Source organism: Sphingobacterium sp. MYb382, assembly GCF_037572665.1.
Classification (GTDB): Bacteria; Bacteroidota; Bacteroidia; order Sphingobacteriales; family Sphingobacteriaceae; genus Sphingobacterium.
Genome location: NZ_JBBGZT010000008.1, coordinates 40,226 through 66,487, shown reverse-complemented (window position 1 = coordinate 66,487; position 26,262 = coordinate 40,226). Strand labels below are relative to the sequence as shown.

At 40.9% G+C, this 26,262-nt stretch carries 16 protein-coding genes; 10 read left to right on the top strand and 6 right to left on the bottom strand.

The window, feature by feature from the left end:
• Positions 1–16: 16 nt before the first annotated feature.
• Positions 17–4,531, bottom strand: a complete 4,515-nt coding sequence (gene gltB, locus WH223_RS02200; RefSeq protein ID WP_340045891.1) for a glutamate synthase large subunit — start codon at positions 4,529–4,531, stop codon at positions 17–19.
• A gap of 315 nt (positions 4,532–4,846) precedes the next feature.
• Here gltB and WH223_RS02195 point away from each other — a divergent pair, with 315 nt between their 5' ends.
• The 5 genes from WH223_RS02195 to WH223_RS02175 all read left to right on the top strand — a co-directional run bounded on the left by WH223_RS02195 (position 4,847) and on the right by WH223_RS02175 (position 9,322).
• On the top strand, positions 4,847–5,944 hold the full coding sequence (locus tag WH223_RS02195) for a mandelate racemase/muconate lactonizing enzyme family protein (protein ID WP_340045890.1): 1,098 nt from the start codon (positions 4,847–4,849) through the stop codon (positions 5,942–5,944).
• A gap of 64 nt (positions 5,945–6,008) precedes the next feature.
• Entirely contained in the window at positions 6,009–7,025 is a 1,017-nt protein-coding gene (locus WH223_RS02190; protein WP_340045889.1) for a LacI family DNA-binding transcriptional regulator, read from the top strand.
• 105 nt (positions 7,026–7,130) lie between these two features.
• Complete coding sequence (locus WH223_RS02185) at positions 7,131–8,111, top strand: deoxyhypusine synthase family protein (protein ID WP_340045888.1); 981 nt, start codon at positions 7,131–7,133, stop codon at positions 8,109–8,111.
• Positions 8,112–8,172: 61 nt separating this feature from the next.
• On the top strand, positions 8,173–8,724 hold the full coding sequence (locus WH223_RS02180; protein WP_340045887.1) for a hypothetical protein: 552 nt from the start codon (positions 8,173–8,175) through the stop codon (positions 8,722–8,724).
• Positions 8,725–8,749: 25 nt separating this feature from the next.
• Positions 8,750–9,322, top strand: a complete 573-nt coding sequence (locus WH223_RS02175; RefSeq protein WP_340045886.1) for a non-canonical purine NTP diphosphatase — start codon at positions 8,750–8,752, stop codon at positions 9,320–9,322.
• Between the two features lie 46 nt (positions 9,323–9,368).
• Here WH223_RS02175 and WH223_RS02170 read toward each other — a convergent pair whose 3' ends face one another.
• A complete protein-coding gene (locus WH223_RS02170) occupies positions 9,369–11,699 on the bottom strand; it encodes an OstA-like protein (protein ID WP_340045885.1) in 2,331 nt (776 codons plus the stop codon).
• Between the two features lie 95 nt (positions 11,700–11,794).
• On the opposite strand from WH223_RS02170, the gene tilS reads away from it, so the two are divergent.
• Positions 11,795–13,126, top strand: a complete 1,332-nt coding sequence (tilS, locus tag WH223_RS02165; protein ID WP_340045884.1) for a tRNA lysidine(34) synthetase TilS — start codon at positions 11,795–11,797, stop codon at positions 13,124–13,126.
• A gap of 4 nt (positions 13,127–13,130) precedes the next feature.
• A complete protein-coding gene (locus tag WH223_RS02160) occupies positions 13,131–13,619 on the top strand; it encodes a hypothetical protein (RefSeq protein WP_340045883.1) in 489 nt (162 codons plus the stop codon).
• Positions 13,620–13,675: 56 nt separating this feature from the next.
• On the opposite strand, the gene WH223_RS02155 is transcribed toward WH223_RS02160, so the two are convergent.
• The 4 genes from WH223_RS02155 to WH223_RS02140 form a co-directional block, all read right to left on the bottom strand.
• Positions 13,676–15,448, bottom strand: coding sequence for an alpha-L-fucosidase (locus WH223_RS02155; protein WP_340045882.1), 1,773 nt, complete (start codon positions 15,446–15,448; stop codon positions 13,676–13,678).
• Between the two features lie 107 nt (positions 15,449–15,555).
• On the bottom strand, positions 15,556–17,448 hold the full coding sequence (locus tag WH223_RS02150) for a SusD/RagB family nutrient-binding outer membrane lipoprotein (RefSeq protein WP_340045881.1): 1,893 nt from the start codon (positions 17,446–17,448) through the stop codon (positions 15,556–15,558).
• Positions 17,449–17,458: 10 nt separating this feature from the next.
• A complete protein-coding gene (locus tag WH223_RS02145; protein ID WP_340045880.1) occupies positions 17,459–20,575 on the bottom strand; it encodes a SusC/RagA family TonB-linked outer membrane protein in 3,117 nt (1,038 codons plus the stop codon).
• Positions 20,576–20,587: 12 nt separating this feature from the next.
• Positions 20,588–21,778, bottom strand: coding sequence for an ROK family protein (locus WH223_RS02140; RefSeq protein WP_340045879.1), 1,191 nt, complete (start codon positions 21,776–21,778; stop codon positions 20,588–20,590).
• Positions 21,779–22,254: 476 nt separating this feature from the next.
• On the opposite strand from WH223_RS02140, the gene WH223_RS02135 reads away from it, so the two are divergent.
• The 3 genes from WH223_RS02135 (at position 22,255) to pnp (ending at position 26,231) form a co-directional block, all read left to right on the top strand.
• Positions 22,255–23,466 carry an acyltransferase family protein gene (locus WH223_RS02135; protein ID WP_340045878.1) on the top strand — a complete coding sequence of 404 codons (1,212 nt, stop codon included), beginning with the start codon at positions 22,255–22,257 and terminating at the stop codon, positions 23,464–23,466.
• 89 nt (positions 23,467–23,555) lie between these two features.
• Positions 23,556–23,834, top strand: a complete 279-nt coding sequence (gene rpsO, locus WH223_RS02130; protein WP_340045877.1) for a 30S ribosomal protein S15 — start codon at positions 23,556–23,558, stop codon at positions 23,832–23,834.
• A gap of 216 nt (positions 23,835–24,050) precedes the next feature.
• Positions 24,051–26,231, top strand: a complete 2,181-nt coding sequence (gene pnp / locus WH223_RS02125; protein ID WP_340045876.1) for a polyribonucleotide nucleotidyltransferase — start codon at positions 24,051–24,053, stop codon at positions 26,229–26,231.
• The last annotated feature ends 31 nt before the right edge of the window (positions 26,232–26,262 follow it).

Genomic DNA, 26,262 nt, shown 5'->3' with positions numbered 1-26,262 from the left:
TGTTTTCTTTGCTTGCTTAGGCTTCCACCAATTTTTTACGTAAAACTTGTTTGTACTCACGTGGGAATACTTTGATAAAGCGGTTTTTCTCCTCCGACCAACGTTGTAAAATATCATTAGCAATTTTACTGTTTGTCAAGTGGATATGACGTTTCAGTAAGGTGATAATTTCATTTTCATCGCTCGTATCTAAAGGATCAAGGTCGACCATTTCGGGATTGCAGTTCTCTTTAAATGTGGCATTCTTATCATAGATCCAAGCGATACCACCGCTCATTCCGGCAGCGAAGTTGCGACCTGTAGGACCTAAAATCAAGGCTCTACCCGCTGTCATGTATTCACAACCGTGGTCGCCAATACCTTCTACAACGGCTGTAGCGCCTGAGTTACGTACGGCGAAGCGTTCGCCAGCCATACCGTTAATGAAAAGATGTCCTGCTGTTGCTCCATATAGGGCCACGTTACCAATGATGATGTTCTCATGTGCCGTAAGTGGACTATCTTTCGTTGGGTAGATTGCTAATTGTGCGCCCGACAATCCTTTTCCGACGTAGTCGTTGGCTTCACCTTCAAGCTCGAAAGAAAGACCTTTAGCACCGAAGGCACCAAACGACTGACCTGCGGAACCTTCAAATTTGAAGTTTATGCTATTGTCAGGAAGACCGTCAGCACCGTAGCGTTTAGATATCTCATTAGACAATAAGGTTCCTATTGTACGGTCTGTGTTTTTAACATGGAAGGTACCAAATACAGGCGTTTTACTTTCTAATGCTGCTTCCGATTGGCGTAGCAATCCCCAGTCAAGGATCATGCTCATGCCGTGATCTTGCTCTTGTGTATTGTATAAAGACTCATCCGGCTCGTTTCTCGCCACATAAAGGATTTTCGAGAAATCAATTTTTGAAGCTTTCCAGTGGATGTTATTTTCTTTTTTCTTTAAGAACTGTGCTCTACCCACCATTTCGTTGATGGTACGGAAGCCCAATTCGGCCATGATTTCGCGAATTTCTTCTGCCAAGAAGCGGAAAAGATTGACGATCTCTTCAGGTTTACCTGTGAACAATTTACGCAATTCAGGATCTTGCGTCGCCACACCTACCGGACAGGTATTGAGGTGACATTTACGCATCATGATACATCCACCAGCAACTAAGGCTGCGGTAGCTACGCCCCATTCTTCAGCACCTAGTAAAGTAGCGACAACGATATCACGTCCTGTTTTCATCTGTCCATCGGCTTGTAATACGACACGACTTCTCAATTTATTCTGAACAAGTGTTTGTTGTGCTTCGGCAAGACCAAGTTCCCACGGCAGACCTGCATGTTTCACTGAACTCAATGGAGAGGCTCCTGTACCACCATCATAACCAGCAATCAAGATAACATCGGCGTGTGCCTTAGCTACACCGGCTGCAATAGTGCCGACACCAGCTTTCGATACCAACTTCACGTTGATACGTGCTGCACGATTCGCATTCTTCAAGTCGAAAATAAGCTGTGCTAAATCTTCGATAGAGTAAATATCGTGGTGTGGAGGAGGGGAAATTAAACCTACTCCAGGTGTTGCATGACGCAGACGTGCGATAAAGTCATCAACCTTATGGCCCGGTAGCTGTCCACCTTCACCAGGTTTTGCCCCTTGCGCCATTTTAATCTGAATTTCATCGGCTTCCGTCAAGTAATGCGATGTTACGCCAAAGCGTGCCGAAGCCACTTGTTTGATGGCCGAGCGCATAGAGTCGCCATTTGGCAGTTTGGTGAAACGCGCTGCATCTTCACCACCTTCACCGGTGTTGCTCTTCGCACCAATGCGGTTCATGGCGATGGCCAAGGTGCTATGTGCTTCCGTGGAAATGGATCCCATCGACATCGCGCCCGTCGCAAAGCGTTTCATAATATTTTCAATCGGCTCTACTTCTGCTAGCGGAACTGCTGTTCTATGTTTAGCGAAGTCCAACAAACCACGAAGCGTGAACATGCTTTCTTTTTGGTTGTTGATTTTAGCTGAATATTTTTTATAAGATTCAAAATCGTTCTCACGACATGCTTTTTGTAGAAGGTGTACCGTGTCAGGATTCCAAAGGTGACCTTCACCTCTGCGTTTCCATTGGTAGATACCACCTTCAGGAAGAAGTTGTTTTTCTACACGGCTGTCGCCGAATGCACGCCAGTGTTTAGCTAACGACTCTGTTGCGATATCATCAAGGCTTAGCCCTTCGATACGAGAAACAGCACCACAGAAATAGTTGTTTACCACATCGCTGTTTAAGCCTAACACTTCAAATATTTGAGCGCCATGGTACGACTGTAGTGTTGATATTCCCATTTTAGAGAAGATCTTCAATAGTCCAGCGCAGATAGCCTTAACGTAGTTTTTCTTTAAATCATCCCATGTCAAGTCTGTTTCCATCAAGCCTTGTTCTTTTAAGGTACGGATGGATGCTAAAGCCATGTATGGGTTAATCGCTGTTGCACCAAAAGCTAGTAAACAAGCGAAGTGGTGTACTTCCCAAACGTCACCCGCTTCGACTACTAGACCTACAGCACCACGGTTTCCTGTTTTAATCAGGTGGTGGTGTACCGCAGATACCGCTAGGATAGAAGGGATAGCCGCATGTTGTGAGTCGATTGCACGGTCGGAAAGGATAATAACTTCAAATCCATCACGTACAGCATCGTCTGCATAACGGCATAATCTTTCGATTCCTGCCGCCAAAGAGCCCGCTTTGCCATCAGCTTTGAAGTACAGTTGTAATGTTTTTGCTTGGAAAATACCGGTATCAATAGAGCGTAATTTTTCAAGCTCACTCGATGTTAATATCGGGTGTTCTAGGGTCACACAGTGACAGAATTTCTTATCCTCGATAAGGATATTTCCCGCATTACCGATGAAAGTCGCTAAGCTCATCACCAAACGCTCACGAATAGGGTCGATTGGCGGATTTGTTACCTGCGCAAAAAATTGTTTGAAGTAACTCGATAAGTGTTGCGGCTGATCCGATAAAATAGCAAGTGGAACATCGGTACCCATAGAACCAATAGGTTCATAGCCGCTGAGGGCCATAGGCGTCAAGATTGTTTCCAAATCCTCGCGCGAGTATCCGAATGCTTGCTGATACTTAAAGACCGCTTCTTTTTGTAAATAGGTATAGGTTACACGTGGATCTTCGAGTTCATCCATGCGTATTTTATAGTTATTCAACCATTCGCCGTATGGCTGTTGATTGATTAATGCTCCTTTTACTTCTTCGTCACTACGGATGCATCCTGCTTCCATGTCTACGACAAATATTTTACCCGGTTGTTGTCTTCCTTTTTTGATGATGATACTTTCCGGAATAGGTAATGCGCCTGCTTCAGAAGCCACAATTACGCGGTCATCAGCCGTGATTGCATAGCGTAGCGGACGTAAACCATTACGGTCTAATGTAGCGCCAATTGTTTTTCCATCGGTAAAACATAAGGCTGCAGGACCATCCCATGGCTCCATCAAGGTAGCATGGTACTCATAGAAAGCACTTTTCAGTGGATCCATTTGCGTGTTGCCGTCCCATGCTTCAGGAACCAACATCAACATCACATGTGGAAGGCTACGACCACTGTGTAGTAAGAGTTCAACAAGGTTGTCTAAACAGGCCGAATCCGATTGACCAGCATCAACTACAGGGAGTAAAATTTGCATTTCCTCTTCTGTGAAGTATGGTGATGATAGGGCACGCATACCCGCATAAAACCAGTTTAAGTTACCTGTTAAGGTATTGATTTCACCGTTGTGTGCAATATTACGGAAGGGCTGTGCTAAAGACCAACTTGGGAATGTATTGGTAGAAAAACGAGAGTGAACCAAACCAAATGCAGAAACAACGCGTGGATCTTTAAGGTCTTCAAAATAAGTACCTACTTGATACGTTGTCAACTGTCCTTTATAGATGATTGTTTTACAAGAAAGGGAAACAATATATAAAGGAAGCGGGAAGGCTTGAAACTGCTTAACTTTTTGAATGATAAGGCGTCTTAAAACGAATAGTTTACGCTCAAAGTCTTCCGTATTGACGATGCCTTCAGGGCGTGAAACAAAGAATTGTACAATCTCAGGCTCAGCACCTAAAGCTGTAGGGCCAATACCATCTCTATTGACAGGTACGGAGCGGAAGCCTAAAAACTTCATGCCTCTTTCTTCTGTCGCTTCGATAATGGTATCACGGCATAGTTTATTTAAAGGCTCTTCCTTAGGTAAAAAAAGCATTCCTGTGCCGTAGTAACCAGGTTCCTCTAGTTGGATGCCTAGGCTGATACAGGTTTCCCATAAAAATTCATGAGGTAATTGAATCATAATACCCGCGCCATCTCCACTTTCAGGGTCACATCCACATGCACCACGGTGCTCCATGTTTTCCAACATGGTCAGCGCATCGCGTACCTGCTGATGGGATTTTTGTCCTTTTATATGGGCTACAAAGCCAACACCACATGCATCGTGTTCGTAGTCGGGGTGGTAAAGCCCCTGTTCCGGTATTCTTTCGTTTAGCATTGTCTCTTCAAAATATTAGGTTGCTAATATAAAAACAAAATTATCAATTATTTTAAAATATTTTAAAGAAAATTTAATTTTATTATGTTTTTGCTAATTTATATTTGTGTTTACCATTATTATTGTATTTATTTTGGTGTTCTTTGTTAAAATGGAAATATCGTTCAGTAACAAGGGATATTTTAGCGAACAGGATACTTTAGCGGCTATAAGCGGAAAGAATAATCTTCTTTGGGGCGATGAATCTGCTATTTTCTTTGCCTACTCTTGTCGTAGTATTTGTATATTTAGCAAAAAAATGCTTTTTTACTAACCATGAAAATTACATCCGTAGAAATTTATCGATTGAGCATTCCAATGGAACCTTTTGTCATTGCAACGGGTACGATGGACTACGCACAAAATACCTATATACAAGTGATTACTGACAGCGGTTTGATCGGTGTTGGTGAATGTTCAGCCTTCCCAATGATTGTTGGTGAAACTCAAAATACATGTATTGCCGTAGCGCAAGACTTTGCTAAAATTTGGAAAGGTAAAGATCCTTTAGCTTTAGCAGAACGTTTAGCAGAGCTGCATGCGTATATCGCGGGTAATGCAACGATTAAGTCGGCCTTTGATATGGCTTTATATGATTTGGCGGCTAAGCATGCTGGTTTGCCTTTATATAAATTCTTGAAAGGGGAGCGTCGCGAGATTATGACGGATATTACCCTCGGTATTGATACGCCGGAGGCGATGGCTGCTAAAGCGCTGGTATTAAAGGATGGTGGTGCTTTCGCCCTGAAAGTGAAATTGGGTAAAGCCCCTCAGGATGATATTGCACGCATTAAAGCGATACGCAAAGCGGTAGGTTTTGATATTCCTATCCGTATTGACGCCAATCAGGGTTGGTCGTTTGACGGTGCTTTGGAAGCATTAAAAGGTTTGGAGCCTTATAAAATCCAATTTTGTGAACAACCGATGCGTACTTATGACGACCGTTTCCTCGTGGAACTTCGAATGCAGACAGTGATTCCTATCATGGCAGATGAGTCTGTTTACGACCAGCATGATGCTGAACGTTTATGTAAAGCAGATGGCTGCGATTATATAAATATTAAGTTTTCAAAGTCTTCCGGTATTCATGAGGCTTTAGCTATTCAGGCTGTAGCAGCAGAGTACCAGATTCCTTGTATGATAGGCGGTATGTTGGAGTCGCGTTTGGCTTTAGCGGCTAAAGTGCATTTTGCCTATGCTGCACCTAACGTTAAGTTTTTTGATCTTGACACCTGTATGGTTGGCCATTTGGAAGATCCTGTAGAAGGTGGAGTGCAGTATACTGGTTACCACGTTTCGGTTTCTGATGCTATAGGTATCGGTGCTTCCATCAAACAAGAGTTTTTAGATACATGCGATAAGTGGGTGATTTAACACCCATTTGTTGCTAATTTTATGCAGCATACTAAAGTCTTCATCTTTTGAAGCAATCTAAATTATGACCAAAATTGATATTATCCAACTAGCCAAAGTCTTAAACCTATCCAAATCTACTGTTTCGCGGGCATTTATGGGTAGTAGTGATATTAAACCCGAAACGCGTGCGCGTATTTTAAAAGTAGCCGAAGAGCTGAATTACCGCCCGAATCATTATGCGAGTAATTTGCGCAAGCAAAAGAGTAAGATTATCGCCGTAGTGGTCCCCGAATTGGGTAACAACTTTTTTTCACAGATTATTCGCGGTGTTGAGCGGGTAGCGAAGGCTAAAGATTATCATGTGTTGGTTTATACTACCGATGGTGATATACAGAAAGAAAAAGACTTCCTAAATAGTATTTCTAATGGTCGAGTAGATGGCGTGCTAATGTCCGTATCTGGGGCTGCTGGCGATTCGGCGCATTTGAAAAATATAGATGTCAATCGTCTTCCTATTGTGTTGTTCGACCGTACTTATGCCGATGTGAATTTGCCTAAAGTGGTTACCGATGACTACGAAAGTAGCTATACAGCAACACAGCATTTGCTAGAAAACGGCTGCAAGCGTATCGCCTACCTGGTTGTCAATAAAGAACACTCTATTGGTAAAACAAGGCTTCAAGGGTATCAAGATGCCTTGAAAAAAAATGGTTTGCCCGTCTTGGATGAGCTTATCGTGGATTGTGCACACGCCTATGCGGAGAATGCTACGCGAATGGAAAGCCTGTTTCGGGAGGTTAAACCCGATGGGGTGTTAGCTTCTGTTGAGCGGTTAGCTTTTTCTACGTACTATGTTTGTCAAGCGTTGAATATCCGTATTCCAGAGGATTTGAAGGTGGTTGCCTATTCGAGTTTAGAAATTGTACAGCTTTTAAATCCTAGTTTAACGACCATTACGCAGCCTGCTGAAGCGGTTGGTGAAGCGGCGGCGACACTCTTGCTAGATCGTTTGATTGCTGGCGAGGAACCCGAGGAGCCTCAGCATGTAATTCTCCCTTCCAATTTGTTGATTCGTAAATCTTCGGCTTTAGAGGCCTAATTGTAGGGACTACGACCGGTTAAATAGCTGGATGAAATAGATATTTCCCCCTAGCATATCGTTCCGATTATGTACCTTTGTATTTGTATCTGAAAATAAAAGATTATGACTACACAAAAAGGTCCTATTTCTCAATTTATAGAGAAAAACTACCTGCATTTTAATGCTGCGGCATTAGTAGATGCGGCAAAAGGTTATGAAACACACCTATTAGAAGGTGGTAAAATGTTAGTTTCCTTAGGTGGTGCGATGAGTACAGCTGAATTGGGTATTTCTTTAGCGGAAATGATCCGCCAAGATAAAGTCCAAATTATTTCTTGTACGGGCGCAAACTTAGAAGAAGATGTAATGAACCTTGTTGCACATTCGCACTACAAACGTGTTCCGAACTACCGTGATTTAACGCCGGAACAAGAGCGCGAATTGTTGGATCAACACTATAACCGTGTTACGGACACATGTATTCCTGAGGAAGAAGCATTCCGTCGTTTACAAAAACACTTGGAAGACGTATGGCACGCAGCAGAAGCTAAAGGCGAGCGTTACTTACCACATGAGTATTTATACCAAGTGGTAAACTCTGGTATCTTAGAGCAATACTATGAAATCGATCCTAAGAACTCTTGGATTGTGGCTGCTGCTGAGAAAAACCTACCTATCGTTTGTCCAGGATGGGAAGATTCTACTACAGGTAATATCTTCGCTTCTAACGTTATCAAAGGTAAATTGAAAGCTAGTACCGTGAAATCTGGTATTGAGTATATGATTTACTTAACAGAATGGTACCGTGAGAACTCTTCAGGTAAAGGTGTTGGTTTCTTCCAAATTGGTGGTGGTATCTCTGGAGACTTCCCAATCTGTGTTGTTCCAATGATGTACCAAGATTTAGAATGGGAAGATGTTCCTTTCTGGTCGTACTTCTGTCAAATTTCTGACTCTACTACTTCTTACGGTTCGTACTCTGGTGCAGTTCCAAATGAGAAAATTACTTGGGGTAAATTAGATATCGATACACCTAAGTTCGTTATCGAATCTGATGCAACAATTGTTGCTCCATTGATTTTTGCATACCTTTTAGGTCAATAATATTCAAGTAGGTGCCTGTATATAGCAGGCACCTCTTTTCTTGCTTTTCATTTCTGTTGTCATGCAAAACCTGTTAACTCGTAATCCTGCAGCTTTACAAGCACTCATGTCTGAAGCCTTATTCTCAACAGGCGAGGATTTGTCGGTGGCACCTGCTGTTGAAGCTGCTATAGCCGTCGCTGACACTGCTGTAGCCACGCCTCAAGTGACCTCGGAACAGGAAGAGTTTATCTATCAGGGAGATAAATCAACGGGTGTTTTGTTTATTTTGCGTTACCCTGCTTATCCTTATTTTTCGCCTGCGGCGGAAGAGGCTTTCGTGAAAACCATTGGTGCTTTGCAGTTGAACTTGCAAAATGTAGCTGTTGTCAACCTGGCTAATGCACATAATCCGAATGATTTCAAGCGAATCATGGCTTTCTTCCAACCCAAGAAAATTACTCTGCTAGGTGTTGAACCTGCTTCATTGAAGCTGCCTGCCATTGCGCATAATGCGTATATGAAAGGTAAGATTGCTACGGTATTCAATACTTTTAGTTTCGAGGAGATGTTTGCCGATATTGCAAAAAAGAAAGCCTTTTGGGGCGAATTTAAAAGTTTTTTATCGGTATAGTCCTATACCTTAAATACCAAACCTTATGTTAGAATTAGTTTTCGCTACTAACAATGCCCACAAATTAGAAGAAGTGCAGGCGATTGTTGGAGACCGTTTTGTCATTAAATCGCTTACAGATATTGACTGTCATGACGATATTCCCGAAACGGGAGAAACCTTCGAAGAGAATGCGAAGCAGAAGACGGATTATTTAGTTCGTAAGTATGCTGTTTCTTGTTTCGGTGATGACTCCGGTCTAGAGGTTGATGCCTTGGATAATGCTCCTGGTGTATATTCAGCACGTTATTCTGGCTCACGAGACATGGAAAAGAATATTGACCTTGTGCTCGAAAGCTTATTGGATAACCCAGAGCGTACAGCACGTTTCAAGACGGTTATATCGCTTTATTTGGACGGTGAACAACATTTCTTTGAAGGCAGTATCGAAGGTACTATCATCACAGAACGTAGGGGAGAAGGAGGATTTGGCTATGACCCTATCTTTATTCCTGATGGTTATACAAAGACTTTTGCGGAGATGACTGCTGAAGAGAAAAATCAGATTAGCCATCGCGCTATAGCGGTGCGTAAATTAGCCGATTTCTTAAATAGTTAGTCCGGCTAAAAAAATAAGCGACCCTTTTTGAGGATCGCTTATTTTTTTATTTGGTAAGCTCTTTGGCTTTTTCTTTTTTCTCTTCTACGCTTGTTTCTTCTTTCGTTTTCTCGTCTTCTTCTATTTCTTCTTCAAGCGTTATTTCTTTTTTCTTTTCGATTTTTATAGCGTTATTTTCCGCTTTGTTTTGGCCATCAGCTGTAGGTTTTATCGCTTCCTTCTCTACGCCTCTCTTGCGATGCATCATATCCTCTTTGGAAGTTGGCCGGTCTTGCGGTCGCCAAATAAATCCGGGGAGTACTTCATTTTCTTGCGTGACCAGTTTAAATGGATATACCTTTTGATCTACTTTGCGGACGGTGATGTAGTCGATAATCTTTTTATCCTCCATCGTAATCTTGATGCGTGAGCCACGGTCGTGAAACATATCCGTGATGGTGTGCGTTTGATCATTGGTGCTAAAGATGAGGTTCTCGGCATTACCATCGACGAATATTTTTTCAATCGCATTGTTGGCAAAGAAAGCTGTTATTTTTCGACCTTTAAGCTGGTTGAACTTCAAGCTGTCCAATACGGCATTTACCATGAAAGCATTGCCAATAAGTAGGGCGTTATCCAACTTTTGGTTTACCGCCTGCATATAAATCGTGTCTGCAGCAATCTGTGACCCCTGCGACCAAATCATCGGTTTTCCCATAAAACGAAACATCGAATCGGCCATTCCATAATAAGCGGAGTCCGCTACGGCTTGTAAATCCGATTTGTAGAGACGTACATTGTGGTAGGCTTTGATGATACGTGTTCGTGCCGTATCGCGATAGGCCGAATCCTTACCCACCAGAGCCATTGTTGAATCGGGAGTCTTAGCGATGGCCAATGCCTTCGTAATTTGATTGTCTGCTTCCGCTAAAGCTGGAATAACCGCTTTTTGACGAAGTATAGAGTCTTGCTTTAGCGTTTTGTCAATGCTAAGCGAGTCATTTGTCTTTTTAACAATAGCGGCACCTTTTGCTTTCGGTGCTACATTCTTTTTTACTACTTGAGCAGTCTTTGCTGCGGTTGCAATTGCTTTACTCGGCAGGCTATCGATGGCTACTGTAGCGCTACTATCTGTTGGTAAATCTATATCAATAGCATTTTCCTCGTCGTCTTCATCATCACCATAATCCTGTTCTTTTTCCACTTCAAGGGCACCGCCATTTCTGTCTAAATTGAAATGAAGTGGTTTATAGTCTTTCAGGAAAATAACTTTAGAATAAAGGGTATCTGCCGTCGTATAGACAGAGTCGTAAGCGACCAGCTTATTTTTATCCTCCGCAGGCGGAACAACAGCTGCGCCTTTAGGAAGCTCTTTAGTCGTTTTTTTACCGTCTTTATCGAGCTCTTCCTGTTGTGTCAAAACCATTTCTTTATCGGCTTTATCTTTACTTTTTTTATCCTTTTTATTAAGCTCTGTTTCTTTTTTGAACGCGATACTATCTGGTGTTGATTTATCAGCAGAGTCTTTTTTAACAACGGTAATGATCAATGGATTTTCCGTCATGGTGATGGAGCTGTCTCCTTGGTTGTACAGTCCATATCCGCCGTAGGCGTAAAATTTATCCGTCGTGTCGACGAATACTACATTTTTGAAGGCTTTACCAGTTCCGGATTGACGTTCATAGTAAAGACTGTCGCCTTTTAAGAAGCGTGACCCTTCCGTGTATAAGTTGTTCTTCGAGAAGCGTGCTACGCCGGTTGCGGTGTTGTAATTACCTTTCTCGGTGTATAAGTTTTCTCCTTTATTTCCCTTGATATTGGTTGGCCCATAGAAATTGGTGACACGGCTTATCCCGTTGTACAGCATACTATCGGTATATATTTTAACATCTGGTGTACGAACGACTACTTTATTGCGGAAGTAGGCATCTTGCGTGTCTTCAAAGTAATAGGCTGTTTTTGACGTTATGGTATCGGCTTGACTTACGATACGTCCTCCGCCGGTATAGATACCTACGCGGTCACGCATTTTGTAAACCAAGTTATTTGTTGTCAACACCGAATTAGGATTGACCATACGAATATTATTGTAAAGCGTAGCTGTTTGCGTAGAGGCTTCGTAATGCAATTTATCTGCATAAATAAGGGTTCCTGTACTTTGGTGGATAACGATGTTACCAAAGGCTTCAAAAAACTCTCTTCCTATTTGATCTTTATAAAAGATACCACTGTCGGCAGACATGGTATGGCCCTTGTGGCTATAAACAGGATTAATACTACTCAAGCTATTTTGCTCGGTGATATTACCACGGGTAGATGATACAATTCTAACCTCATCTTGTGCCCACAAGGAGGTCATGCTAAAAAGGCTGAATAAAAGGGCTAAATAATACTTCACGAGGCAAAAATAGTTAATTAAATAGCAAAAAATTGTTAAGGTCAAAATTTTAATCCTCCCTACGCATTAGCAGGATTATTGTTTTAACTTTGGATATGGGTTTGCTAGCAGATTTTCAGTCTTTCGTAACGCATACAGTCGGTATTCAACGGCAGGATAAGGTCTTGTTGGCGGTAAGTGGCGGTCGCGATTCTATGCTAATGGCGCATCTTTTTCAGGATGCTGGATTCGACTGTATACTTGCGCATTGTAACTTCCAGTTGCGTGGTGAAGATTCTGATTTGGACGAAGCTTTAGTACGTGGCTTTGCCGATGCTAAACAGATTCCCCTTTTTGTTAAGCATTTTGATACCAAGCGTTATGCCGAGGAAGAGCATGTCTCGATACAAATGGCGGCACGTGATTTACGCTATGCTTGGTTTGAAGAGCTGCGTCTAGAGGTTAGTGCCGATTGGATTGCCGTAGCGCAACATAAGAATGATCATATAGAAACTGTATTACTAAATCTTACACGTGGCACTGGCCTGCTTGGGTTGCAAGGTATTCTCCCAAAGCGTGGAAGGATTGTTCGCCCTTTGTTATTTTTGACTTCTGCGCAGGTGACGGCTGCTATGGAGGAGTTGGAAATCGCTTATCGTGATGATCAGTCAAATTTTTCAACAAAATATGCTCGCAATAAGATTCGCTTGGATATCGTTCCGGAGTTTAAGAAAATAGCTCCCGATTTTGAGGATATCATGGCGCGTAATATTCAGCATTTTCAAGAAGCGCAAACGCTCTTAGCCTCTTTCATTGATCCGCTGCGGGAGCAAATTTTTAGGGATGCTGATGGTGGATTAGTAAATGTGCGTAAGACCGATTTGCAGGGATATATTCATAATTTGCCGTTATGGTTTGAGCTTTTTCGGCCCTATGGTTTTTCAAAGGAGGTATTGTCGGATGTGCTATCCTGCTGGGATGGTGAATCTGGGCGTATCTTCCATTCATCGAGCCATGAACTGCTATTAGACCGTGAAATGTTGTATATACGCACAGTTCACCAGGAGGAGGCTGCTCATACCTTGTCTCTCCTTGATGGCGAAGTGTCTTGGTATTTTGCGGGAAGGTCCTTTCATGCGACTATCTCGGATGATACAGCGCTGGTGCGCGATACGCATATCGTGCAACTTGATGCAGACAAATTGGTCTTTCCTATGCAGCTGCGGTATTGGCAGGAGGGCGACTTTTTTATCCCCTTGGGCATGACTGGCCGTAAGAAGTTAAGTGATTTTTTTGTTCAGCAGAAGCTTAGTCTTTTTGAAAAAAGACTAGTGCCATTATTGGTGAACGGTAATGGAGAAATTGTTTGGTTAGTGCCATATCGTCTCGATAATCGGTACAAGATAACCGAAAGAACAAAAAAAGTGTTTACATTAGTTGTCAAATGATATTATGAGTACACAATTTCTATTTCAGGAAAAGCAATATTTAGGACGTGATGCGACATGGATTAGCGTACGTATGATTCTCGTTCTGTTCTGTTTTGTAGCTTATTATTTGAATTTGGAGGATTTACCATCCCGTCAGTTATTTTTTATTGTTGGGGTTGGCGTCATCATTGTCTCGCTCATCATGATTTACATGGTGCATTATAAGACGGTGGTTGATGGAAAGAATTTGATTTTAAGTGGGCTTTGGTCTTCTAAGTTGGTGAAGATTGATTTGTATAATATTGAAAAAGTTGAGTGTAAGCCGTACAGTACATTTGTATTTAATAATCCGGTTTATAACTTGCATAAAAATGGAAAAATTCGCTTCTACTCTGGCGGTAAAGATGCTGTTTGGCTAACGGATAAGGACGGATTGACCTATATAATAGGTTCACATCGCTCCGAAGAGCTTGCTCAAGCAATTATGAAAGCTAAAGAACGTTTGAAATAAAGATTTTAAAATAATAAAAAAGGGAAGTATTTATGCTTCCCTTTTTTTGTTGTTTATTATTTCTTTTGTAGCCAAATTCTATTGACCCATAGTGCTTGGTCGTCTTGTGATTGGAATTCTACTTTGTAGATTCCTGGTCTAGTGATTTTAAGGGTTCCGATGTGCTCATCGATGAATTCATCGGTATAGTTATGCTGATTGGGCTCTACGACCACTTTTCCGCCAGGGGCGACTTCTGCCTTTAGCGTTTGTTTATCGGCTACTATCGTCATGTGATTTGTTTTTTCATCCGGATTATGAACGGATAGATCAACATTATATTCTCCTGCCTCAGGGAGGTACATTTCCCAGCTTAAGGTTTTTCCAACACTGCGTATGTAGGCCGGTCTGGTGCCATCGTAAGGCTGTATAGCCAAACTTTCAGAATATAGCGCATTGCTAGCTTTAAGAGCGAAGCCCCCAAAGGTAGATTCTGCGGCAAGGGTAGGGGCTAGTGTTAGGCTTGTATAGCTCAGGCGAATAACAGAAACATAGGGGTCGCTTGCTTGATTAGGTAAGTTGATATGCAATAGCGGCCCATTTTGGTCAAATGTTAATTCTTGTGCTTTATCTCCATGGAGTAGCTCTATTTTGGTTGGTTTAGTGTTGATGCCTGTCACACGTAGGATACGATCTAACGGCCAGTTGAAAACATGGAGATAGACCGTGTTTGTATTTTTCTTGCGTGTTATTTTTCCCCAATCGTGCTGGTTTACTGCTAATTTTATCCCAGTGTTTCCATATACAGCTTCCCCATATTTTGAAAGCCATGTACCTAAGTCATGTAGTCGACTTTGGCTTTCGTAGGGAATACTTCCATCGGCACGTGGACCTATGTTTAACGTGAAACCTCCGTTTAGGGCGACGTTGCTAATTAACGACTCGAAAAGTTGTCCGGTGGATTTCCATTCTTTTTCATAACCACTATAGCCCCAAGAGTGGGCAATGGTGCCTGGTGTTTCCCAAGGATGGTCTAGGTAGGTGCTTCCAAATTGATTGTCGCCTAAGGTTTCGAAGTCTACGTGTTTAGCGTCCGTCGGCAGCCCTAAGCGAGAATTGATTAAGCAGTTGGGTTGTAACTCGCGGATAAGTGCTGCCGCTTGTTCGAGTTGTTCTTTCTTGAAAATAGTCTGCTGGTAGGGAATCCACATATCAAACCACATCAGGGCGATATCACCATAATTGGTGAGGAGCTCGCGTAGCTGAGGAATGGCTTTTTCTTGCCAGTATTGGTTAAACTGTGCATCGGTAACATGTCCGCTGAGTTCTTGGTTATGGTCCCAAGCGTAGGGATGCTCCCAATCTATCCAGTGTGAGTAGTAGAAACCAAGTTTCATGTTGTGCTTACGACAAGCATCAGCAATCTCTTTGATAACATCACGGTTTGTGCCCGATAGTTTGGGTAAGGAATAGTCTCCAACCTTAGTATCCCAAAGGGCTACGCCATCGTGGTGTTTGCTCGTGATAATAATATATTTCATGCCTGCCTTCTTTGCTTGAATTACCCACTCTTCGGGGTTTATCTGATCCCAAACAAAACGCTTAGCTAGGTCTCCATATTCTTCCTTACTGATGCGGTTTCTATAACGTATCCATTCTGCATAGTTGTTGAGATAGCGTAGCGGTTCGCCTTTCCATAATCCTTCGGCACCGCTGTATAATCCCCAATGTATAAACATCCCAAATCGGGCATCTTCAAACCAGTCTGTACGTACTGTTGATGGGCTTGGCTGCGCCCAGCTTGCGTGCATAGTAAAGAGTAGAAGCAGGATAATTAAGGTTCTTTTCATAACAAGAAGGTTAAACTTAAATATACATAATAAAGCGCAATTTAGCGGTCTCCGTAAATAAGAAAGACCCGAGCATGCTCGGGTCTTTCTATTGTTAAAGGCGTGTATTATTTCTTTTTCGCCCACCAAAGTGGTGTGAAAATGTCATCTGTTCCTTCAAGAAGAGAAACAGCTTTTGTATAGTTTTCTGGATCGGCATTACGGAAAGACGAAGGGTATCTTAATCGTTGAGGGAAGAAGTTAACCTGGTTTTTCGTGTAGTTTGACGCGTTTATTTGCGGCATTGTTGCCATCGGTTGCTCTACAGCAGGGTTTTCGAAGAATGGTAAACCTAATCTTCTGTGATCACTCCATGCTTCTAAAGGCAAGTAAGGGAATGCTGAAATATACTTTTGCGTAATGATTTTTGTTAATTTATCATTTTTAACGTTACCGTCTTTGTAAATGGTATTCGAAGGGTAAGCAATTTGCGTTGTTCCAGCTTGGCCTGTATAGGCATCTACATAGTTTGCGGTGAACGTCGCTCCTGGTTCTGTTACGTGGTCATACTTCACCGAAGTACCTGCACGGTTGTAGTCTGTTGAACCTAAGTATTGCGAAACATAGTTAGATGCTCCCCAGTATGCGAAGTTATCTTTCACCCCTTGCTCATAGGCTGCTTGGTCAGACATTGGTGTCGCCCAACCTCTTAGCGCTGCCTCAGCAATCAGGTAATAACTTTCCCAAGAAGCGAAGAAAATTCTTCTTTGTGAGCTATTTCTAAATTTGTTAATCATGCCTGGTTGGCGACCATTTTGACCTCTTAATACGATGTCAGATGCTTTAGCACCCCACGTTCCTGTAGAGAAACTGTTCCATGTATATTTCGTGTCTAATTGATCCGTGCGTGTAGCTGACACCTTAATTGTTGCCGCTTGGTTTGTTGCTAAAGACCAGTACTCTGGATTTGCAACGTCACCCGGTAGGAAGAAGGCTTTGTAAGCACGCGGATCCATTTTATTCGGTAAACCATCTAAGTAATAACCTTGTGAAGGGTCGTTAGACATGGTCGAGAAGTTATTCAGGTAACGGATACCCATGTCATTCGCTGGCTTAACTTTCGCTTTGATGTCTGCATTTGTAAATTGATCCGCCGTATTGATACCACCAAGACCAATAAACAGGTTATTCATTGTAGCAGAAATCATTTGCGTATAGGCTCTACTCATCACACCTGCCAAAGGATTCCATCCATCTTTCTCTTGCACACTAAAGTTCTGATCGGCATTGCTAATGTATAAATTTGTCGCAACAGCAGCTTCAAACTCAGTTTTAGCTTTAGCCGGGTCAACTTCTGACATACGCATCGCTAAGCGCATACGCATAGAGTTGGCATAACGTTGCCATTTCTCCCAGTTATAACCATAAGAGGCATCATAATCTTTAATTGCAGCTCCACTAATACTCAAGTTTAGCTTCGATTGGGCATCTTTTAATTCCTCAATCATGTAGTAGTATACATCCTTTACTGGGTCGAATGTTGGGTTTACTCCTTGGAATGCTGTAACTGGAGCAGGACCGAAGTTGTCTGTTAGTTCGCTTAGTAAGTAAGCTCTCCATATACGTGCCACTTGCTTAACATTTTCATTGTAAGCATCTGCAGTACCGTTCGCAACTTTCTTGTCTGCAATTTCAATTGCAGTATTGGCATTGTTTAGCCATTCAGATAGATATCTCCAATAATCGCTGTTATAGCTATCATTGTCACTACCCATGTTTAACCCATTGGAGTAGTTTTGACGCGCAACATTTTTCCAATAGATAATAAAGATACGTTCAGAAATATGTGGGTCCTGTTGTGCACCAATAATAGCGTTATTTAAAAAGTATTCAGGTTTTACCTGTTGTTCGTTGGCCGCAGTCGGGTCCGTGTTAAGATCTTCAAAGTTAGAGCAAGAACTCGAAAGTCCACCTAACAAAAGAAGAACAGATATTTTTGATAAAATAGTTTTAGTTTTCATGATTTTCAGTTTAGAAGCCTACAGCAATGTTTAAGAAAAACGATCTAGATGTAGGAAATGAAAGGTTTTCAAAACCTACTGCGTTTGAACCAGTAGCATATACGGATTCAGGGTCTACACCATTAGCATAGCTTTTTAACATCGCCAGGTTATTTACCGATATCCCAAATTTTGCACTTTTAACCATTGAAGATTTTAAGTTCTTCGAAGGAATAGCATAGTTTAAGGATACATTTCTAATACGGATATTTGTAGCGTTATATAAATTTTGTTCTGTAATACCTAAGTTCCCTGTTGATGTTGCTACAGCAACCCAATAGTTTTCTGGTGATACTGCAGTTGTGTTGGCTGCATATTGACCATCTTTCAAAACCACGCCATTTACAACAAAGTTATTTCTTTCACCATTTACTACTGTTTCAGCAGAAGATCCTGAGGCTTGTAATGCTTGTTGCGTTCCAGAGAAAAATTTACCGCCAAAACGGCCATCTACTTGGAAGCTTAATCCGAAGTTTTTATAGGCAAAGGAGTTGGTAATCCCCACTAAACCACGAGCTGTTTGATCTCCTAATAAAGATAGAGCAGTTTTACCTTGTGGTAAACCTGTTTGCGTGTTTAAAATCAATTGGTTGTAGAATTCGCTGTTTTTGTCTTCAACACGTAAAAAGGTTGTTCCATAAATTGCTCCATAACGCTGACCTTCAGCAGCACGGATTAAAACGTTATCGTATCCACCTAAGGTAAGTTGTTTAACTTCGCTATGTAATTCAAGAATTTTGTTTTTGTTCGTTGAGGCATTGGCTGTAATATTCCATTTTAATGGTGTATTTCTTAATACATCAAAATTCAAAACTAATTCATAACCTTCGTTTAAGATATCTCCTGCGTTTGCTTTGAAAGCACCATAACCTGAAAGATCATTCATCGGTATGTCAATCAATTGGTTTGTTGAATTGTTTTTGTAATACGCAAAATCTACTCCGATTCTATTATCTACAAAACGTGTCTCAAAACCAAACTCAATACTTTTTTGCAATTCGTTAACCACATTTTGATCATAACGAACACTACGTTTAGATGCAACAGTATTGTTGTTTGGATCATTTTCAATTTTGTAGGTATTGAAAATTTGGTATGGTGTCATATCGCGTCCAGTCTGTGCATAAGAAGCTCTAATTTTAGCAAAATTAAACCATGACGGCATAGTGCCTCCAGACTTATTAATCATTTCCGAAAGAACCAAAGAGGTACTTACTGATGGATAAAAATAAGTATTATGATCTTTGTGAAGAGCAGATGTCCAGTCTTGACGTGCTGTGAAGTTTACGAACCAGAAACCATCATAGTTTGCTTCTAAACTAGAATAGATAGAGTTGATTTGTTTTTTACTAATTGATTCATTAATCGCAGGGTTTCCAACAGAGTTTCCTAATGTAAATAAATTAGGAACACGTAACTTACCTGCAGAACCTACCATAGAATATCTATTGGTTTCCATAATTTGCCCGTATAGGGAAGCTGCACCACCCCATTTACCGAAAATATTATCTTTTCTAGCATGGATACTTGCGATATAGTTATTCTCATGGAATTTATCTACTCCAGAAGAATAAGAGTTGTCAATACGTGGATTTCCTGTATAAGTCTTTCCTTCCGTTTTTGTCGAATAGTTATCTGTACCAATACGAATGTCTGCACTTAACCAATCGTTGAAGTCATATTTCACCGTGGCATTCATTAAATAACGGTCACGTGTATCACTGCTTAATTTGTTATGTACTGCCCAGTATGGGTTTAAGCCAGAATCTTCTAGATACCAGTTTTGTTTTACACCCAATTGGTCCATCCCAGGTTCAAATTGAGTCAAGTCTAATGAACGAGGGAATAACAGTGTTTGTGCATAATAGTTTCCTGGGTTTTGACCTCCCGAGGCTCTGTTGTAGGCCATGTTTTTCATGTACTGCACTTTAACATCGGTAGACCATTGGTTTCTAGTACCAAATTTAGCATTTACTCTGTTAATTAAGTTCAAACGGTTTAACTTCATGCCCGGTGTCTTACTGTTGTCATGTAAGTACGTTGCTGAAGAGTATACATTTACTTTGTCAGATACCGCTTGTTGAAAGTTAACGTTTTGTGTCGTATTGAAACCTGTTTTAAAAAAGTTACCGATGTTGTCGTATGCTTTTAGGTTTGTTTTTGAACCATCCCACATATCAACCTCTTGACCTTCAATTTTCGCACCCCAAGATGAACCTGATAAACGACCATATTTACCTCCATCACCCTGTGAAAAATCGCTTTGAAGCTTAGGTGTTATAAAAATATTTTCAATACCTGTTGTGGTGGAGTAGGAAATTCCTACACCATCTTTTGCTTTACCTGATTTTGTAGTAATTAAAATCACACCATTAGAAGCTCTAGAGCCATATAAAGCTGATGCAGCACCGCCTTTAAGGACAGACATACTCTCGATATCTTCTGGGTTTAGGTCTCCTAAACCACTACCCATATCGGGGCTAGGGTTCCAATAATCATTATTGTTAGAGCCTGAAAAGTTATCCATCGGCACCCCATCGACTACGATTAAAGGCTGGTTATCTCCTGTCAAGGAGTTAAAACCACGTAAAACGATTTTAGATGAAGACGAAGGACCATTAGAACCTTTGATAACCTGTAAACTGGACACTTTACCGGATAAAGCATTCGCTAAGTTGTTTTCACGTGCATCGGTTAATGTTGAGCCTTTAATCTCTTGGAAAGAATAACCTAAAGATTTTTTATCTCTTTTTACACCCATTGCTGTTACAACGACCTCGTCGATTGTAGAATCGTTTCCTTTAAGGAGTACACTAATCGTTTTAGCATCGGACACTATGATTTCTTGTACCGCGTAACCTACCGTTGTAAAGCGTAATTTCTCTCCTTTGTTCGTTTGGATAGTGAAATTACCGGCATTGTCGGTTTGTGTTGCTTTGGCAGTTCCCGGTATGGTTACTGTGACCCCAGACAACGGGCCGTTTGCATCTGTTACTCTCCCCGTAACAGTTTGCTGAGCGAAAGCTGCCGATATCGACAGCGTCGACGCTACCAACATGGCGCAACTAGTTTGATAAAACTGTTTCATTGTTATTGTTTATTAATTGTTGTTTACAAGTTTGGACAAAGAGTACTCGAGTACGACACAGGCAGAGCCTACACGTTGTGCGGTGCTGCCGAGTTCTGAAATTTCGAGGCTTGTCTTTTGTGAAATTCTAGGTATACAAAATTCATTAATGGCGCTCTGAATTTGTGGCATTAAAAATTGGCCGGCTTCAGCACCTTGCCCACTAAGGATAATTTTTTCAGGGTTCATGATATGAATCAACGTTGCTATGCCTTTGCCTAGCATATAGCCAGATTTACTTAAGGCTGAGATAGCTAGTTGATCTCCATTTAAAGCGGCACGTATTAGAGATGCACTATCTTCTAATTGGTCATTGTCTAGGTATTCGGCAAGTTTTGATTTTTCGCCTTGCAGCAATCTTTCTTCCGCATAGCGGAGCGCTGCCGCGAGGGAAGCTTCCACCTCTAGGCATCCTCTTTTCCCACAGGAGCAAAGAAGGTTGCTATCTGAAAGCGGAATATGACTGAATTCGCCAGCATAGCCACTATAGCCCCGAAAAAGCTTGTTGTCTACAATAATTCCTAAGCCTACTCCCCAACTGATATTGATAATTAAGGCGTGCGATACATCGCGTGCTTTACCAAATTTCTGTTCAGCGATAGCGATGGCTGTGGAATCATTTTCTATGTAGGTTGGGATTTCAAAAATATCCTCAATCTCTTTCTCAATATTATATAGTTTTGAATCGCCCTCTTCATAGGAGCTGTTGATTCCTAGTGTGTTGTCAACGAAGCCAGGCATACTAATGCCAATGCCTAGGATATGGTCTTTAGCCTCCGGACGGTGTGATATCACCTCTTTAATTACTTCTACTAAATGCTCAAAAGTATTTTCGGGATCATTTTTGCGTTGGATAACCGGTGTTATTTCAATATTAGCAAGGTTGTATAAAACAGCACTTACATAATGTTGATCCATCGCAACGGCAAGCATATACCGGTTGATCTCGGTATTAATGATATAACGCGCTTGTCTTCTTCCACCAGTAGAAGGAGCATAACCAGCTTCAATGATAAGTTGGGATTGTACTAATTCGTTCAACACTTTAGTCGTACTTGGAATGCTCTTTCCAATTAATAGACTTAATTCTGAGATGGAATGCGACTTGTTGTAGTACAACGAGTTTATAATCATCTCTTTAAATCTGTTTTTCGGTTTTTCCATGCGAATTGAAAAGTGTTTATTTAGGATTAAAATTTTATTAAAGTTATGTTAAAAGCTGTTAAAATTCCAAATCTTTTTTAAAAAAAATAAAAAGTTCTTCTTTTTATTAAAAAATAGCAGGAAGATTGCTCGTTCTGATGTTTTCTTTTATTTTAATAAATTATTTTTATGTCCTTGTAATTTATTGGCCTTAAGTGTTTTTGTTGTTTTAATTTTATTGTCTTATAAAGAAATAATTGTCTTTTTTATTTACAGTTTGCTACTTAAAGAGGAAATACAATAGTGTAACAATCAGGTTCTATTTCTGCATAATATCGCGATTATGCATGTTTGGTATATATAATGCACAATAGTTTGTTTATGCGTGTTTAAAAAATAGTAAAAGTGAAGACTTTTAGTACCTTTACTTCTTAAATAGGCTGTTCACCTATAGCTTTTCAGAGCGCATAATAGGACAGCGTTTAACAAACCTAATTATGAAACAACGTTATTATTCTTTAGATGTCTTTCGGGGGGCTACGGTCGCTTTGATGATTATGGTTAATAACCCCGGGACGTGGGCGCATATGTTTGCTCCGTTAAAACACGCCCCTTGGCATGGTTGTACGCCTACTGACTTAGTTTTTCCTTTTTTTCTATTCGCTGTTGGTAACGCGATGTCCTTTGTGATTCCGCGATTGCAAGAAGCAGGCGATGCTACCTTTTGGCGCAAAGTCATTAAGCGCACGGTTTTAATTTTTGCAATCGGTTTGTTTTTAAACTGGTGGCCTTTTGTGCAGTGGGTGGGGGATCAGCTGGAATTTAGGGAGTGGGTGAATTCATCGAATCCGGAGCGTGGTATCCGTATTTTCGGTGTATTACAGCGTATAGCTATTGCCTATTTCTTTGCGTCTGTATTGGCCTATTACTTTAAGCCGAAGCAGTTGATTCGCATTTCAGCCTTGTTATTGTTCGCCTATTGGGGGCTTTGTGCTTTCTTAGGTACGGGTGACCCATATAGTTTAGAAGGTTGGTTTGGTACAGCTATCGATCAGCAAATATTGGGCGTAGCCCATATGTATAAAGGGGAGGGAGTTCCTTTTGATCCTGAAGGATTAATGAGTACGTTGCCAGCTATTATTCAAGTGGTGTTTGGTTATTTGGCAGGCGTATATATAAAAAATCAAGGAGAGGTTAGTTGGATATGGCCTAAAGTTCCTGTTTCTAAAGAGCCTCATTTTAAACTGATGGCTGGTTTGTTGGTTACGGGTTTTATCTTGGTTGTGTTGGGCTGGACTTGGTCGCTGGGTTTTCCTATTAATAAAAAAATATGGACAAGCTCCTATGTTTTATATACCACAGGGCTGGGGGTAATGACCATCGCGGGGATGATTTGGTTTATTGAGGTGCAAGGGGTGAAGAACGGATTGACGAAATTTTTTGATGTTTTTGGTAAGAATTCTCTATTCATTTTTGTGTTGAGTGGATTGTTACCACGCTTTTTAGGTTTGTTCCCTTTTGCTGATGGTGTTAATGATGCCGGAGAGGTGAACTATACAACGGCGTTAACTTGGTTTTATAAACATATTTGTGCCGCTGTACCTGGTCCGCCAGAAGTTGGCTCTTTTGTGTTTTCGCTATGTTTTTTAACGTTGATGTGGGCTATTTGCTATGTGTTGGATAAGAAGAAAATTTATGTAAAAGTCTAGTCTATCGTAAAGTTCTTTCAATTGTAGATAGAAAAGCTTACCTTTGCAGGCAATTAATTTATTTTTTAACGCTTTAATATTATTTAAGAATGTATTTAAGTAAAGAGTACAAAGCTGATATCTTCGCAGAATTTGCAGGTGCAGCAGCAAACACTGGTTCTGCTGAAGGACAAGTAGCTTTATTCACTAAGAGAATTGCTCACCTAACAGAGCATTTGAAAAAAAACAGAAAAGATTTTAACACACAACGTTCACTACAAATGTTAGTAGGTAAACGTCGTTCATTATTAGCTTATCTGTACAAAAAAGATATTAACCGTTACCGTGCGATCATCAAAGGTCTAGGTTTACGTGATATCATCAAGTAAGCTTTTAGTAAAGTAAAAAGAGAAGCCATTTACGCAAGTAAATGGCTTCTCTGCTTTTTAGGAAATAAGAATATATTCAGCTTAAAAAATACGGGAATCCTTTTTTTAGAAGCTCATCTATATCGTATAAATTTTATTTACCTTTGTATGATTTTAAAGGTCATAAAACTTGATGCATTATAAGAAAGATGAAACGTGCATCACAATTTAAAAACAATGAGTTATAACGAAAAGAAAGTTACAATTGATTTAGGTGGCAATTTGGCCCCAATCGAATTGTCTACTGGCAAGTTGGCGAAGCAAGCCGACGGTTCAGTTGTATTGAAACAAGGAGATACTATGTTGTTAGCTACAGTAGTATCTAACAAAGATGCAAAACCAGGGGTAGATTTCCTTCCTTTGTCTGTAGATTACCAAGAGAAATATGCGGCTACAGGTCGTATTCCTGGTGGTTTCTTACGTCGTGAAGCAAAATTATCAGACTATGAGGTTTTAATCTGTCGTCTTGTGGATCGTGCTTTACGTCCTTTATTCCCGGAGACATACCATGCAGATACGCAGGTTATGATTTCATTAATCTCTGCGGATAAAGATATTATGCCAGATGCATTAGCAGGTTTAGCAGCTTCTGCGGCTATCGCTGTTTCTGACATTCCATTCAACGGTCCAATTTCTGAAGTTCGCGTAGCGAAAATCGATGGTCAGTTGGTAATCAACCCTAAGCTTTCAGAATTAGAAAACGCTACATTAGAGTGTATCGTTGCTGGTTCTGCGCATGATATCGTGATGGTTGAAGGTGAAGCTAAAGAAGTTTCTGAAGAAGAAATGGTAGAAGCTATTGCTTTCGCTCACGAAGCTATTAAAAAACAAGTTGCTGGTCAGGTTGAATTGGCTAGATTAGTTGGTGCAGAGAAAAAACGTGAGTTCAACCACGAGCCTTCAAACTTAGAATTGCGTGATGCAGCTTATGCAGCAACATACGATCAAGTATATGCAGTCGCTAAATCAGGATCTACTAAAGGTGAACGTTCCGAGAAATTCGCTGAAATTGGTGCTGCCTTTTTTGAGACATTAGGTGAAGAACTTGATGAAGAAACGAAGTTCTTAGCTAAAAAATATTACCATGATGTACAGTATGATGCTGTTCGTAACTTGGTGTTAGATGAAGGTATCCGTTTAGATGGTCGTGATGTACGTAAAGTACGTCCTATCTGGTCTGAAGTTGATTACTTGCCTGCAGCACACGGTTCAGCAGTATTTACACGTGGTGAAACACAATCATTAACATCTGTTACTTTAGGTGCTAAAGATGCTGAGCAGATGATTGATGGTGCTTTTATCCACGGATATAACAAATTTATCTTACACTACAACTTCCCAGGATTCTCTACAGGTGAGGTTCGTCCTAACCGTGGTGCTGGTCGTCGTGAAATTGGTCACGGTAACTTAGCTATGCGTTCGTTGAAGCAAGTGTTACCTGCTGATTCTGAAAACCCATACACGATCCGTATCGTTTCTGATATCTTAGAGTCTAACGGTTCTTCATCTATGGCAACAGTATGTGCTGGAACATTAGCTTTGTTAGACGCTGGTATTAAATTGAAAGCACCAGTTTCTGGTATTGCTATGGGTTTAATTACAGATGAGAAAACAGGGAAATATGCTATCTTATCTGATATCTTAGGTGATGAAGATCACTTGGGAGATATGGACTTCAAGGTAACGGGTACAGAAAAAGGTATCGTTGCTTGTCAGATGGACTTAAAAATTAATGGTTTGAAATGGGAAGTGTTAACACAAGCCTTAGATCAAGCTAAAGAAGCGCGTCTTCACATCTTAGGTGAGATGAAGAAAACGATTGCTGCTCCACGTGAGGATTATAAACCACATGCACCACGTATTATCTCTTTAACAATTGATAAAGAATTTATTGGCGCTGTTATTGGTCCCGGTGGTAAAATTATCCAAGAGATGCAACGTGAGACAGGTGCTACAATCTCTATCGAAGAGGTTGATGGTAAAGGTATCGTTCAAGTATTCGCGGATGATAAAACATCTATCGATGCTGCTGTAACACGCATTAAAAATATTGTTGCTAAACCAGAGATTGGTGAAATCTATGAAGGTAAAGTGAAGTCTATTATGGCTTTCGGTGCATTCGTTGAAATCATGCCAGGTAAAGATGGTTTATTACACATTTCTGAGATCGACTGGACACGTTTAGAGACGATGGACGGTGTGTTTAAAGAAGGTGATATGGTAACGGTTAAATTATTGGATGTGGATAAACAAGGTAAGATGAAGCTTTCTCGTAAAGTATTATTGCCGCGTCCTCCACGTGAAGATAAACCAGCAGGTGATAAGCCAGCGGGTGAAAAACCAGCTCCTCAAGCATAAGGAACATATTCTAAATAGAAAAGGCTGTCAG

Coding starts and splice junctions, on each gene's coding strand:
- gltB (WP_340045891.1), bottom strand. CDS start 4,531: ATGCTAAACGAAAGAATACCGGAACAGGGGCTTTACCACCCCGACTAC.
- WH223_RS02195 (WP_340045890.1), top strand. CDS start 4,847: ATGAAAATTACATCCGTAGAAATTTATCGATTGAGCATTCCAATGGAA.
- WH223_RS02190 (WP_340045889.1), top strand. CDS start 6,009: ATGACCAAAATTGATATTATCCAACTAGCCAAAGTCTTAAACCTATCC.
- WH223_RS02185 (WP_340045888.1), top strand. CDS start 7,131: ATGACTACACAAAAAGGTCCTATTTCTCAATTTATAGAGAAAAACTAC.
- WH223_RS02180 (WP_340045887.1), top strand. CDS start 8,173: ATGCAAAACCTGTTAACTCGTAATCCTGCAGCTTTACAAGCACTCATG.
- WH223_RS02175 (WP_340045886.1), top strand. CDS start 8,750: ATGTTAGAATTAGTTTTCGCTACTAACAATGCCCACAAATTAGAAGAA.
- tilS (WP_340045884.1), top strand. CDS start 11,795: ATGGGTTTGCTAGCAGATTTTCAGTCTTTCGTAACGCATACAGTCGGT.
- WH223_RS02160 (WP_340045883.1), top strand. CDS start 13,131: ATGAGTACACAATTTCTATTTCAGGAAAAGCAATATTTAGGACGTGAT.
- WH223_RS02155 (WP_340045882.1), bottom strand. CDS start 15,448: ATGAAAAGAACCTTAATTATCCTGCTTCTACTCTTTACTATGCACGCA.
- WH223_RS02150 (WP_340045881.1), bottom strand. CDS start 17,448: ATGAAAACTAAAACTATTTTATCAAAAATATCTGTTCTTCTTTTGTTA.
- WH223_RS02145 (WP_340045880.1), bottom strand. CDS start 20,575: ATGAAACAGTTTTATCAAACTAGTTGCGCCATGTTGGTAGCGTCGACG.
- WH223_RS02140 (WP_340045879.1), bottom strand. CDS start 21,778: ATGGAAAAACCGAAAAACAGATTTAAAGAGATGATTATAAACTCGTTG.
- WH223_RS02135 (WP_340045878.1), top strand. CDS start 22,255: ATGAAACAACGTTATTATTCTTTAGATGTCTTTCGGGGGGCTACGGTC.
- rpsO (WP_340045877.1), top strand. CDS start 23,556: ATGTATTTAAGTAAAGAGTACAAAGCTGATATCTTCGCAGAATTTGCA.
- pnp (WP_340045876.1), top strand. CDS start 24,051: ATGAGTTATAACGAAAAGAAAGTTACAATTGATTTAGGTGGCAATTTG.